12 protein-coding genes are annotated in these 14,070 nt (G+C 50.1%); all 12 read right to left on the bottom strand.

Annotation, left to right across the window (positions count from 1 at the left end; all coding sequences use genetic code 11):
* Positions 1-98: 98 nt before the first annotated feature.
* The 12 genes from E1963_RS17230 to rhaB all read right to left on the bottom strand — a co-directional run bounded on the left by E1963_RS17230 (position 99) and on the right by rhaB (position 13,699).
* Positions 99-1,097, bottom strand: a complete 999-nt coding sequence (locus tag E1963_RS17230; protein WP_132280693.1) for a sugar ABC transporter substrate-binding protein — start codon at positions 1,095-1,097, stop codon at positions 99-101.
* 100 nt (positions 1,098-1,197) lie between these two features.
* On the bottom strand, positions 1,198-2,073 hold the full coding sequence (locus E1963_RS17225; protein WP_132280690.1) for a MurR/RpiR family transcriptional regulator: 876 nt from the start codon (positions 2,071-2,073) through the stop codon (positions 1,198-1,200).
* 434 nt (positions 2,074-2,507) lie between these two features.
* Positions 2,508-3,437 carry a 1-phosphofructokinase gene (pfkB, locus tag E1963_RS17220; RefSeq protein WP_132280687.1) on the bottom strand — a complete coding sequence of 310 codons (930 nt, stop codon included), beginning with the start codon at positions 3,435-3,437 and terminating at the stop codon, positions 2,508-2,510.
* Between the two features lie 9 nt (positions 3,438-3,446).
* The gene (locus E1963_RS17215) at positions 3,447-4,496 is read right to left on the bottom strand and encodes a galactitol-1-phosphate 5-dehydrogenase (RefSeq protein WP_132280684.1); all 1,050 of its coding nucleotides are present in this window, start codon (positions 4,494-4,496) and stop codon (positions 3,447-3,449) included.
* 2 nt (positions 4,497-4,498) lie between these two features.
* On the bottom strand, positions 4,499-6,013 hold the full coding sequence (gene xylB, locus E1963_RS17210; RefSeq protein ID WP_167482236.1) for a xylulokinase: 1,515 nt from the start codon (positions 6,011-6,013) through the stop codon (positions 4,499-4,501).
* A 23-nt stretch (positions 6,014-6,036) separates the two neighbouring features.
* Positions 6,037-6,888, bottom strand: a complete 852-nt coding sequence (locus E1963_RS17205; protein ID WP_132280678.1) for a class II fructose-bisphosphate aldolase — start codon at positions 6,886-6,888, stop codon at positions 6,037-6,039.
* Positions 6,888-7,685, bottom strand: coding sequence for a DeoR/GlpR family DNA-binding transcription regulator (locus E1963_RS17200; RefSeq protein WP_132280675.1), 798 nt, complete (start codon positions 7,683-7,685; stop codon positions 6,888-6,890). The genes E1963_RS17205 and E1963_RS17200 overlap by 1 nt, the downstream gene beginning before the upstream one ends.
* A gap of 24 nt (positions 7,686-7,709) precedes the next feature.
* Positions 7,710-8,396, bottom strand: coding sequence for a class II aldolase/adducin family protein (locus E1963_RS17195; RefSeq protein WP_132280672.1), 687 nt, complete (start codon positions 8,394-8,396; stop codon positions 7,710-7,712).
* Between the two features lie 208 nt (positions 8,397-8,604).
* Complete coding sequence (locus tag E1963_RS17190) at positions 8,605-10,146, bottom strand: FGGY-family carbohydrate kinase (protein WP_132280670.1); 1,542 nt, start codon at positions 10,144-10,146, stop codon at positions 8,605-8,607.
* Positions 10,147-10,199: 53 nt separating this feature from the next.
* The gene (locus E1963_RS17185; RefSeq protein ID WP_330570880.1) at positions 10,200-11,213 is read right to left on the bottom strand and encodes an aldo/keto reductase; all 1,014 of its coding nucleotides are present in this window, start codon (positions 11,211-11,213) and stop codon (positions 10,200-10,202) included.
* 155 nt (positions 11,214-11,368) lie between these two features.
* Positions 11,369-12,238, bottom strand: a complete 870-nt coding sequence (locus E1963_RS17180; RefSeq protein WP_132280667.1) for a D-psicose 3-epimerase — start codon at positions 12,236-12,238, stop codon at positions 11,369-11,371.
* 48 nt (positions 12,239-12,286) lie between these two features.
* Entirely contained in the window at positions 12,287-13,699 is a 1,413-nt protein-coding gene (rhaB, locus tag E1963_RS17175) for a rhamnulokinase (RefSeq protein WP_132280664.1), read from the bottom strand.
* Positions 13,700-14,070 lie beyond the last annotated feature (371 nt).

Raw genomic sequence — 14,070 nt, 5'->3', positions numbered from 1 at the left:
CCTACTCCCTGCTTTTTTGAATATAGAGGACAGAATATGTCTCTTTTATGATGCAAAAAGCCGCCAGCACTATGCTGACGGCAATTATCTGCACTATCTTACTGCCAACCATCTGTCCCGTAATCTTTCACATTCTCTTTTGTGATTAAGAAAGTATCTACTTTGATTTCTTTATCTACTTTCTCTCCCGCCATGATCTTATTGGCCGCTTCTACACACTGCTTGCCAATATTGATCGGAGACTGTGCCCCGGTACCAGCCATGCCGCCTTCTTCTATAGATTTCTTGGCATCGGGTGAACCGTCACATCCAAATACTGCAACCTGGTCAGTGAGGCCCGCTGACTCTACTGCCGAATATGCGCCTAAGGCGGAAGGGTCATTGATACAGAAGAATCCAACCAAATCCGAATTAGCCTGTATAATGTTTTCTGCAATGGGCAGTGATTCTGCCGTATCGCCTTTTCCATTCTGCTGTGAAACAATCTCAAATTTGTCTTTGGCATCTCCGAGACCTTTCATAAACCCTTCTACACGCTGCACACAAGCTGCTGCATATGGCGCATCCAGTATCGCGATCTTACCGCCGTCCGGATATCTTTCTGTCATAGCCTCGCCGACCACCTGACCCGCGTATTCATTGTTAGAGACCAGGATGGTATCTACTTTATCTTTATCTGTAACATCCGTATCAAAGTTGACAACCGGAATATCTGCATCCTTCAGCATGTCAAGCGCCGGTGCAATGCCTTCCGAATCCACCGGACATAAGAACAAGACTTCAATGCCCTGGTTGATCATGTCCTCGATCTGCTGTATCTGCGTAGCGATATCCTGCTTTGTATCGAGTGTAATCAGCTCGTCACCATTTGCTTCTACTTCTTTACGGATGGAACCTTCGATTGTGGTAAAAAACGGATTGTTCATAGTCATACATGTAAAACCGTACTTATGTCCTCCGCCCTTGTCTACACTGTCTTCAGCTGCTCCACTTTTGGTGTCCTCGTTCGGACTTTCCTCTTTGCTACCACATGCCGTCAGTGCCATGCTCATGACCATTACTGCTGACAGCATCGCAACCATGATTCGTTTCTTCATAGCCTTTTCCTCCTTAAAATAGATTGTTTGTCGTAAAGTGTATTCTCTGCCCGGTGCCAGGCAAATTACCTTTTTCATATTGTATAAAAAGTCCTTGACGTTACATCTTTTCTTCTTCTACTGCTTCTATGGAAGTATTGATATATCTATCTGATATTTCCTTATCCTTCAGATACAGCAGTATATACAGGCAGTCCAGCATAATCATCTGGGTTACCGTCGCGCAGGACGGCTCATAGCCAAAATTTAGATTTTCATTGTTCACAGTCTTCAGGACGATGTCTGCAAATTGTTCCAGTGGAGTATTGTCATAACTTGTGACTGCTATTGTAACGGCACCTTTTTTTCTTGCCCGCTCCATATTAGCCACAACCATTCTTGACCGTCCGTACGTGCTGATTCCAATTACAACATCCTCTTTTTCTGCCAATGATGAGGCAATCGCGCCGTCATGTGCATCCGTGTAAAGGCATGGGCTCAAGCCAAGCCTGCTGAGTCTCTGGCGAAGGCTTTTTGCAGTAACCTGGGAACGGCCCTGGGCAAATATCATAATTCGCCTTGCATCTGCAATTGCTTCTACGGCATGTACGATCTTATCCGTATCCAGAATGCTGAGCGTGTCCGTTATCGTCTGGATGTTCATGGAGAACACCTTGCTACAGATTGTAGGCACATCGTCATCCTCCTGGATGCTCCCATAACTGAGCGCAGACTGTTCTTTTTTTGTATTTACCTTGGCCATCTGAAGTACAAAAGCCTGGTAATTCTGAAACCCTATCTCTTTTACGAACCTTGTAATAGTAGCTTCACTGACCCCGCTTTCCTTTGCAAGCTGGTGAATCTGGATGCCGTCGAGCTTCTTATAATTTTCCAATATATATTTGGCAAGCTTGTTCATAGCCGGGCTCATATGATGCATATTACGTTTAATATTGATAAGTATTTCTGGTGTTGCGGTATTACTGAGTTTTTTCATTCATCCTCCTGGTATGGAAATAATTATTATGAATAGTATATTTATGTTTTATATTTTCATGAAAATTATTTTCAACATAATAATATCAATGATTATCTTTTTTGTCAACAACTATTATTTCTTTTTTATCAGCAAGGACTTTTTATACAATATTCACAAATAACCTATTTTATATTTATGCACCTCCTTTGGCATACCCTTACATTGACATGCCTGTCTCCTTGAATTTCCTTGAAAATCATTTTCAGAGAGAAACACCTTACTGTTATTATAAATTCAAATCAGCTCAGTGCAATCAAATATTTCCATTTACTGTATTTTTTACACATATTCTTTTTGATGATGGAAATAAAATAGGCTGCAGACAGATATTGTCTACAGCCGTTTCAGACATTTAGCAAGATATTGCATATAAAATTTTTAACGATATCACTTTATAACCTTTGAATCTCGACCTTGTCATATATCCTCTCCATGTCTTCCACGTCAAAGATTCCGGTCTCTTCCTGAAGCGCCGCAGCCGCAGAGATGGCGCTCGCCTTCCGAAGCGTCTCTTCCATGCCGCAGCCTTCCTCCAGCCCGAGGGCAAATCCGGCAATCATGGAGTCGCCGCAGCCCACCGTATTGACCGTGTCAAGCTTCGGTACCACGGCACGGTAGATGCCTTCGCCACACACGACGAGAGAGCCGTCGGCACCAAGGGAAACTGCCACATTCTCTACGCCGGCTTCATGGATGGCCCGTGCCGCCTCTATGATATCGTCCATCCTGCCACAGTCCTTCCCTGTGAGCATACGTATCTCATCAATGTTTGGCTTGATGAGGGCCGGTCCCGCTTCTATCCCCTGCTTAAGAAGTGCACCGCTCGTATCCAGTATGACCTTTCTGCCTGCCTCTTTGGCAATAGCGACAAGACGCTGGTAAGCCGTGCCGTCAAGCCCCCGTGGGACACTTCCGGAGACAGCCACTACGTCTGCACGTACGGCAAGCTCCCGGTATTCTTCTATAAACCGCTCAAAATCTGCTTCTCCTACGGTCAAGCCTGGTTCCAGAAGTTCCGTCTGGATGCAGTTCTTCCCGTCCCAGATGTTCACGCAGGAACGGCTTTCCTCGTCCACATGGCAGAACGCACAGGTTACGCCAAAGTCCCCGAGCGCCTCCTCGATATACTTGCCTGCGTGGCCGCCAACAAAACCGGTGGCTGTGGTCTCTCCCCCTGCAATCCGGATGACTCTGGACACATTCAGCCCTTTTCCCCCAGGCGTATACTGGCAATGCTTCAGCCGGTTGACTTCACCTACCTTAAATTCTTCCAGCACATACCGCTTATCAATTGACGCATTCAATGTAACTGTCAGTATCATGGCTACCTCCTAATCTTCGTTGACGAGCAGAACTTTTCCTTTGACGAGCCCCGGTGTCTGAAACATCTGAAATGCCTCCTGCGCCTGTTTCATAGGCATCTTCTTGTAGATGAAGCCCGGATCGAACTTCAGCTGCCCTGTCGCAAAATAATGTGCGGTCAGCTCCCACTCTCTCCCCGGGAACGGGGCGCTGTACGACATCCAGGAACCTGTCAGCTTGAACTCTTTCCGGTTCATGTTCTCCCACATCGCGGGCGTAAATGTCAGGTCGGCGTGAGGCGTCCCGATAAAGCAGACATATGCCTTGTTGGCTGCCAGTTCAAATGCCATCTGCATCGTCGGTACCTGCCCTGCGGTCTCAAATACATAGCTGTAACCCTTGCCGCCGGTAAGATCCATCGCTTTTTCCATATAGCCCTCTTCGGCTGTATTTATGGCCGCGTCAGCGCCGAGCTTCTTCGCAAGGTTCAGACGCTCTTTGCTTATATCAAACACGACGATTTTCTTGGAGCCGAATATCTTCGCCCACTGCATCGTAAACATGCCGATCGTCCCGCCGCCAAGCACAGCTACGTATCCGCCGCCCTTATAATCATTCTGGAACACTCCGTGGAGCGCGACGGTAGAAGGTTCAAACATCGCCCCCTGCTCATAGGAGACGGACTTGTCAAATACGACCGCGTTCTGTTCCGGGATGACGACGTAATCTGCATTGCTGCCCTGCTGCCTGGAACCGATAAAGCTGTACTTCTTGCAGAGAGAGAAGTTGCCGTTCTGGCAGTCGTCGCATTTCATACACGGCAGAAGAGGCGCGCCCGACACCCTGTCTCCGACTTTTACCTTGGTGACCCCTTCTCCTGTCTCAACAACATCTCCGGAGAACTCATGTCCCAGGACAATCGGATAGAAATGCACACCATTGTGAAGCACCCTTGGTATGTCGGAACCACATATGCCGGAGGCTTTTACCTTTACCTTTACCATACCCGGCTCTGCTTTTGGCTCCTCATAGTCCAGATACCGTACATCCTCATTTGCACATACAACCGCTGCTTTCATCGTTATTCTTCTCCTTTCATGACTGCTTTGAGATTCTCATACAGCTTCAGATATACCCTATAATTCTTCGTATATATTTCCTGCTTTCCAATGTCGGGCTCATGATACCGCTTCTTCGCAACCGTCTTGTTGACAGCCTCATCAAAGCTTTTGTACATGCCCACCCCGACGCCCGCAAGGATAACGGCCCCAAGCGTCGTGGCTGTATCGGATGACGGGACGACAATCCTCTTGCCCGTCACATCAGACTTGATCTGCGTCCAGAGCAGGGAATTGGCAGAGCCGCCCATAGAGCGAAGCTCACTGACCGATGCCCCCGCCTGTTCTGCCACTTCCAGGTTGTGTCTCAGCGACAGGGCTACCCCTTCCATTGCCGCTCTGATAAAATGTCCTTTCGTCTTGCTGAAATCCAGCCCGTAATAAACTCCCTTCGCATGCGGATCCCAGATAGGGGAACGCTCTCCTGACATATAAGGGAGGAACACCACGCCATCGCTTCCCGCAGAGACTTTTTCGGCCAGCTCATTAAAAAGTTCCAGAGAACTCTTGCCGGTCCCTTTCCCTTTCAACCGTTCATAGTCTGCAAATTCATGCTCCAGCCAGCGCATGACGCCTCCGCCTCCGACCGTTCCTCCCTGAAGGATCCACTGTCCCGGGACGGCATGGAAGCTCAGGATAAGCCGCTCATCCGCCTTGTATGTATCCATACAGATGCTCATGCCCCCGGCCTGGCCGCCCTGCTCCTGCGTCTCGCCGGGATGTATGGCTCCTGCTCCAAGCGTTCCGCATGCGGCGTCGAGCGCGCCTGCCACGACAGGTATCCCTTCTGCCAGCCCACACTCCGCAGCTGCCCTGGCCGTCACGGTGCCGATGACCTGATGGCTCGCACAGATGTCCGGCAGCATGTCGGGTTCCATGCCCAGTTCACGGCACATATCCTTATCCCACGTACCGTGCCTCATGCTGAAGCAATGGTGCCCGTATCCCTGTGTCAGCTCCTGCGTCACTTCTCCGGTCAGCTTAAATGCTATATAGCTGTTGGACTGCAGGACCTTGTCCGTGTTCTTGTACACTTCCGGCATCTGCTCCTTATACCAGAGCACCTTTGGCGTAGTGTAAGAAGGCTTGAACGGGTTGCCGCACACGTCAAATATCCTCTTCACGCCGATACGGCGTCCCGTCTCCTCACAGATGGCGGCCGCTCTCGTATCCATCCAGATCGGCGTGTTGGCCAGTACATTTCCATCTCCGTCGATGGGAATGGCAGACCAGCTCTGCCCGTCAATGCCGATGCCCGCGATGTCAGACGGCTTGATCTTGCCCTTCTCAATGACTGATTTGACCGCGGAGCAGACCGCCTGCCACCACTCCTCCGGGTTCTGTTCCGCCCATCCCGGATGGGGATAGTATACGTTGTAGCTCCCGCTGGCACTGGCCTGTACCCGACCGTTCCCATCGAATACCGCAACTTTGCATGCACTCGTTCCAATATCGATTCCCAATAAATACTGTTCCATAGCACCACTCATTCTTTCTGCTTCTAATATGCCTTGCCGTCACATCCGCATACTTTCATGTGGCCCTTGACAAGCTCTTTCACAGCTTCCATACCGACATTCCCAAGCTTCTTCGGGTCAAATGTCTCCGGCTTCTCTTCCAGAAGCTTCTTGCACGCGTCCGTATATGCGACACGCAGCTCCGTCGCAAAGTTTACTTTGCACATTCCTCTGCTGACACATTCCCTCACATCTTCATCACTAAGGCCTGACGCGCCATGGAGTACAAGCGGCACCGGTACGACTTCCTTAATCTGGCTCACCCGCTCCTTATCCAGTACCGGCGTACCCGCATAGAATCCGTGGGCTGTCCCGATGGCGATTGCAAGAGAGGAGACCCCTGTCCGTTCGGCAAATTCTTTCGCCTCCGCAGGGTCGGTATTCGTATCCGCGTCAGCCTCAAGGTCATCTTCTTTTCCGCCCACCTTGCCAAGCTCTGCCTCGACAGGGATGCCAAAGGCCTTAGCGACATCAGCCACCTTCTTTGTGAGTGCAATGTTCTCTTCAAATGCTTCATGGGAACCGTCAATCATGACAGAGGTATAGCCTGCTTTCATAGCCTGTACCGCAAGCTCAAAGCTGCTGCCGTGATCCAGGTGGAGGCATACGGGAACAGACGCCTTGCCTGCTTCCGCCGCGACCATTCCATAATAGGTATCGAGCGAACCATATTTTACTGTGGACGGCGTCGTCTGCAGCATGACCGGTGCCTTGACCTCCTCCGCCGCTCCTATGACGGCCTTGACCATCTCCATATTCTCTACATTAAACGCGCCTACGGCATATCCGCCCTTCTGGGCATCCAACAACATTTGTTCTGATGTTACTAATGGCATTATTTTTTCTCCTTTTCCTTTGACTCTTTCTCTTTTCCCGGATAGATACATTCGATTCTGTTCTTTTCAAACTCCTGAAGCCATTGTCCTCCCGGCTTCCTGTCCGTCACGATCTTCGTCAGGTCAGTCCACTCGGCAACTTTTGTAAAAGCAATCTCTCCAAACTTGGAGCTGTCTGCCACGAGTATCCTCTCCTTTGCCGCTCCCAGCATCATCATCTTACTGTTCGCGTCCTGCTCATCCGAATCTGTGATGCCTGCCTCCAGGCTGAGCCCTTTGCAGGAGATGATTGCTTTGTCCACATGGTAAGACTGGATCATGCGGTCGGTGTGCGGGCCGACAAGGGCAAACGACTTCTCCCTGGATACGCCGCCGGTGGAGATTACGCTCCACTCGGGCATGTCAAACAGTTCCACGATGATCTCAACGGAATTCGTAATAACGGTGAGCTTCTTCTTTTCTTTGAGCGCTTTGGCTATGTACACATCTGTGGAACTGGCGTCCAGCATGATGGCTTCCCCGTCCCGGACCATCCCCACAATCAGGTCTGCCATCTTCTGCTTTTCAACAATCTTCTGATTCTTCCTTATATTGAAGGGCAGATCGAAGATGCTATGCTCGTTCAGCACCGCACCTCCGTAACTCTTTATGACGAGCCCGTCATTTTCCAGCTTCTCCAGGTCCCTGCGTATCGTCTCTTCAGACACCTGGTACGCCTGGCTCAGCTCACTGACGACGACTCTTTTTTCCTTCTGCAGACGTTCCAGTATGTCATTGCGTCTTTCTATTGCAAGCATTCTAACACCTCCGAATCCTGTGTCCTACTTCTCTGCCTTGTCCATGTCAGCAGGATGCCTTCCTGTAAGCCCGTACTGCTTTCTCATGCCGTAGAGCCGCTTGACCTGCTCTTCATCGAGCACCTGCGGCCCTCCCACCTGCATGGCCTGGTATAACAGCCTGGCGTAGAATTCCAGCGATTCCATCTTATGATAGGCGCCAAGGAGCGAGTCTCCATATGTGAGCGCACCGTGGTTTTCAAGAAGAACCGCGTCATAATATGGAAGGTACTCTGAAATCGCATCCGGTATCTCTTCGGTGGACGGCGTCCCGTATCTTGCGAGAGGGACCGTGCCAAGTGCTATGACCGCCTCAGGCATGATGGGCTGTGTCAGGGCCATGCCTGATACGGCAAATGTAGTCGCATACATGGGATGTGCGTGCACCACCGATCTGACATCTTCTCTCTCCTTATACACGCGCATATGCATCTTTATCTCAGAAGATGGCTTGAATCCTTCATTTGCTTCTATTACATTTCCTTTGGCGTCAACTTTGCATATGTATTCCGGCGTCATAAAGCCTTTGCTGACTCCCGTCGGGGTACATAAGAATTCGTCGTCATTTAATCTGACCGAAAAGTTGCCGTCATTTGCGGCAACCATTCCACGGTTGTATACCCTTTTCCCTATCTCGCACATCTCTTTCTTGATATCAAGTTCGCTCTGCATGTACATATCCTCCTTATTCTGACATGGTTGGATTGTCTTTGTTTTTCGTTGTTTCTAAGTTGATACTATCACACAATTCCATGTAATTCAACTAAAACACGTGTGGTTTTATGTTGTTTTTTTGTTTTGATATGGATTTTAAGACAAGCAGAAAGCAGAAGGCCGTCTCCCTTCCCACGGGAGACGGCCTCCTGCCCTTCATATCAGCCTACAGCTCCTGTGCTTTGGTAAGCGCTTTCATGTCTTCTTTCAGATGACTGTAGATATTTTTATATAGCCTGAAATACTCGTTATATTTCTTGTGGTTTTCCTCATCCGGCATAATCTTCTTATCCAGGACCTGCCACTTCTTCACCTCTTCATATGTAAGAATTCCTGTCCCGATTCCTGCCAGCATAACATCTCCCATGTTGGCTTCTACATCATAGATAGGGCAGACGACCGGATAGCCTGTCACATCGGCGAATATCTGACGCCATACTTTGGACTTCGTGACGCCTCCCGCGATAAGGATATATTCTCCCAGATCCTCTCCCGTCGCTTCCATGGCATCGCGCAGGCAATATGCAACCGCCTCCAGGAAGGCGCGGTAGATATGCCCCTTCGTATGCGTGAGGGACAGGCCTACTATCGTCCCCTTCGCATCAGAATCCCACACCGGGCTTCTCTCGCCCATGAAGTATGGAAGAACGACCAGGCCTTCGCTGCCAGCCGGGATCTCTTCCGCCTGAGCGTTCAGCACATCGTATACGCTTGGTCCGCCGTTCTTCTGGTTCTCAACCTCCCACTGGCAGAGCGTATTCCGGAACCATTTGATAATGGCGCCTGCGGTGTTGCCCCCGGCAAAATAGTAGGAGAGATTCTTCGCATCATACAGGTACGGCCATATGATAAGCCCTTTCCCTTTTACCGGCCGGTCGGAGATGAGCGCCGCGCACATGGACGTCCCTATGGCCGCCGCGTACACGCCTGCTTCAAATACGCCGAGCCCGATGTTGGCAGCGCCGCAGTCGATTCCTCCCGCTATGACGGGAAGCCCTTCCCACAGGCCAATCTCTTGGGCCATCTCCTTTTTGAGGCCGCCGACGATATCCGTAGATTCTACTATCCGCTGAGGCATCATAGACAGCGGGATATCCATGGCATCCAGCAGTTCTTCGGACCATACGCGGTCGTTCATATCGAAGATACCGCCGATATTGCCCGCGGAAGAATAATCGATGGCAACTTCCCCGGTCAGCTTGTATATCACATAATCATTCGGAGGGAGGAACAATCTGGTCCGGGCCCAGTTCTCAGGCTCGTTATTCTTCATCCAGAGGATCTTCGTATATCCATAATAAGGATCTGCACCGTTATGCGTGATCTGGAGCAGCTTTTCCTCGCCGATATGGTCAAGCGCCCACTGCGTCTCCTTCTGGGCACGTCTGTCCATCCATATCATGCAAGGTCTTACTGGCTTCATCTCCTCGTCGAGGGGGATGCCGGAGCCGCCATACAATCCGCTGATGGCAATACCCTTGATCTCCTCCTTTTTGACACCAGATTCCTTCACCGCTTTTTCAACGGTCTTGCGGATAGATTCTTTGGAAGCCTCATACCAGACGTCCGGCCACTGCTCTGCCCAGAGCGGCTTCGGCGTAAGCACGTCATATTCTTCCAGGTCCTGTGCGATCAGCCTGCCCTTCGTATCCATAAGAATCGTCTTAGTCCCCGATGTTCCAATGTCCGTTCCCAATAAATATTCCATTGTATCTCCTCCTAATCATCATTTCCTAATTGTTCTGCAATAGCAGCTATCTTTCAAAGCTTATTCGACTCGTCCTCGCCGTCCCAGATGTCCCTCCAGCTTTCGGCACCTTCCCAGAGGAATACTTTTCCTTTGATAAGACGGGCGTTCCTGTCCGCTTTCTGCAGCATCTCCATCTCGGCATCTGTAAGAAAATCTTCTGTCGTACATCTTAAGTTGCCCGTATATTCTTCCGGATAAACCGAAAAAGGAATGGGTACATGTCCCCTCTGCACCGCCCATTTCACACATATCTCGGCGGGATGGCAGTGGTGTGCCCGTGCGATCTCCTGAAGTTCCTCCATCTCGAATGTAACCACATCTCCTTCTTCCGTATCACGCTCCGGCCGGCACGGCGATCCCATCGGGCTGAAAGCAACCGGCAGGATATCATGCCTGATGCAGTATTCAAAAAGCTTCGGCTGCTGGAAGGTAGGATTGATCTCCACCTCCAGGACGACAGGCTTGATCCTGCACAGTGGCAGCACCTGCTCGAGCTTGGTGATCGTCATATTAGACATGCCAAGACTTCTGACAATCCCCATGTCAACCAGATGTTCCATCTGCCTCCACACCGACAGATACTCCTCCGCCGAAAACGGGACCGCATCCGGATTCCTGCCTTTAAGCCTGGCACCCGGAGCATGGTAGTTCGGGAATGGCCAGTGCACCATATACACGTCTACATAATCAAGGCCAAGATCCCGGAGGCTCTTGGCACATGCGACAAGTACATCCCCCTGTCCGTGCATGTCATTCCAAAGCTTTGTCATTACTGTCAGCTCCTGCCGCCTGACGATCCCTTCCTCGAATGTGCGGGACAGCACCCGGCCGATATCTCTCTCATTGCCATAAGCTGCCGCACAGTCTAAAAGGCGGTATCCGGCTTTTATCGCTCCGTATACCGCATCGGCCACCTCCTCCGGCGTATATCTGTCATTGCCAAATGTCCCCATGCCGATACCGGGGATGACCATCCCGTTGCTCAGCCTTCTCTGTGGAACTGCCGCCGGATTCACACTCTCCATACGCATCCTCCTCATCCTCTGCCGGACAGACGGATGACAGGATAATGCCATCCTGTATCCGCCCGGATTATTTGATCGCACTGATAAGTAAACTAGTTTTATAAAATCTATTTATATATTAAACCATTGTCAATATTCTGTCAATCCAAATTCTACTAATTCCATTCCAGCATGTACTTCTGAAATTCTACCGCACGTCTGGCATCTTCATCCAGCCTCGCCTCATCTGCTCCCCGGCTGATATCTCTCCACACCTTGATATCGGCTCCGACCTGGCCGCCCATGCGTACGAAAGGCTCCATGACTACCGTCCCGTCATATCTGATATCGCGGAGGGCATCCCCTATCTCACGCCACGGCATGCGTCCTTTTCCGGGAACCATCCGGTTACATTCGCCTGTATGGAAGTGCCCAAGGAGCTTTCCTGCACGGCGTATTGCATCTCCGATGCTGGATTCCTCGATATTCATATGGAACGTATCCAGCATGACCTTTACGTTGTCCATGCCGACTTCTTCCACGAACTTTACGCCTTCCTCTGAAGTATTCAGGATATGGCTTTCAAAGCGGTTCAGCACTTCCATGCCCATATTGATACTATACCCGGCTGCTATCGGAGCCAGGTTCCGGATGCCTTCCACGCTCCGCTTCCAGTCTTCCGCTTTATCGGCTGCGGCGAAATCTACCGGCCAGTAAGAGTAGAGCGCTCCTCCTATGAGATGGATGTCGAGGGCCGCCATCACTTCAAACAGCTTCTTATACCACTCAAGCGCCTCTTCCCTTATCTGCGCATCTGAAGAACCTATATTGTGGTTGACGGTCGGGCCATACCCTGCCGTCAGTATAATCCCGTTGTCATCAGCGCACTTCTTCAGATCCATAACATCCTGCCGCGAGTAATCCGGCAGCGGCGCGGCGCCAATTTCCAGTATATCAAATCCAAGCTTCGCCACCTTCTCGATATAGCGTTTATAATCTGCCGCCCACTCTTGTTCCCAATATGCGTAATAGATACCATGTTTCATTTTCGTTCCCTCCTTCAGGATATTTTTATATTGCCAGTTCTTCCCGTATCACCGTACAGGATAGTGATATACTTTAATGTCAAATGACCTATGGAGCATGTTCCTTGCCTCTTCCTTATCGGAAAATGCTCCGCGGCTGATCATCTGAGCCACGATGTTGCCGATAGCGGTCCCTTCCGTCGGACCGACATGGACTTCTTTCCCTGTCGCCCTGGCTGTCAGCTTGTTCAGGTATTCCGCATTGCCTCCCCCTCCGACGATATGTATTCTGCTGTATGTCCTGCCGGTAGACGCTTCGATCCCCTTGATCGTCCTGTCGTAACATTCCGCGAGACTTGCATACACACAGGTAGCTGTCTCACCCAGCGTCTCAGGCACCTGCTGCCCTGTCCTCCTGCAGTAATTCTTTATCTCCTCAATCATATTGTCGGGGGCCATAAAACAGTTGTCTGTCACATCGACTCTGGACGGAAAGCTGTCCGCTTCCGCCGCCCTGTCGCATATCTCTGCGAAGCTGTACCTGTCGTCCAGATTATGCCTTACGGACTGGATCATCCATAGGCCCATAATATTGCGCAGATAGCAGATTTTCGAGTCATATCCTCCCTCATTCGTAAAATCATTGGCACGGCTCAGTTCCGTGCAGTCCGGCGTGTCTCTCTCCACCCCGAGCAGAGACCATGTTCCGGAGCTGATGAAGGCATAATCGTCATCGTTAGCCGGGACTGCCAGAATCGCAGACCCGGTGTCATGGGTGCAGGGCAGAACGATATCCATGTCAAATCCAAATTCCTCCACGAGATGCGGGCGCAGCTTCCCAAGCTTTTCCCCCGGCATCGCAATGCGCTGGAACAGCTCTTTTTCAAACCCAAGCTTTTCTATGAGTTCATAATCCCAGTTTCTCTCATGGGCATCGACGAGCTGGGAAGTGGTCGCTTCCGTATATTCGTTCACCTTCACCCCGGTCAGCAGAAAGTGGAAGTAATCCGGCACAAACAGCAGCGCTTTCGCCCGGTCCAGATATCCGGGACTATGTTTCTTCTCTGACATGAGCTGGAATATCGTATTGAACATCATCTTTTCAATTCCGGTCCTTTCATACAGCTCTTTCTCCGGAATGATCCTGTATACCTCTTCGTCCATGCCGTCCGTGCGACTGTCTCTATAGCCCACCATGTCGCCGAGCACCTCGTCATTTTCATCGAGAAGCACATAGTCCACTCCCCATGTGTCTATTCCCATGCTGATGGGAATCTTGCCTATTTCTTTGCATTTTTTAATCCCATTCTTAATATGTTCAAACAATTTCCGGTGGTCCCAACAGAGACGTCCATCTTTTTTTATCATTCCATTCTGGAAACGGTATATCTCTTCCAAAACTATCTTTCCATCTTCTATGCTACCAAGAATATGGCGTCCGCTTGACGCTCCGATATCCACTGCCAAATAATAAACCGGCATCGCCTTTCCTCCTGTCTGGTCCTGAATAATATTTATGCTGTACCGTAGTGCTTTCTGATCATGTCTTTCTCAAACTGCAGCAGAAACTGCGCTTCCCTGTCAATGGCCTCCTCTGACGGATTGTCGATGAGGTTCCTCCACACTTTCGAAGCCGAGACCGGATGCTTTTTTTATGTATGCTATTTGGTCCGCCCCCAGTCCTTTACCCAAAAATTCATGAAAATACCTATTTTGTTCATATCATTTCTCCTCCTAATATATAAGTGTAGGGTTTCAGTACCCAACAGCCAGTTGGGACTTAATCCTCTCATTGTTTAAGCTGTATAATGAGCAGGCATTGGTGTGACGTTTTCTCCTTGGACCATCAGGTG

The sequence above is a fragment of the Extibacter muris genome (genome assembly GCF_004345005.1).
In the GTDB taxonomy this organism is placed as follows: domain Bacteria; phylum Bacillota; class Clostridia; order Lachnospirales; family Lachnospiraceae; genus Extibacter; species Extibacter muris.
The sequence above is the reverse complement of the archived record's forward strand: the minus strand, read 5'-3'. Positions and strand labels throughout refer to the sequence as shown.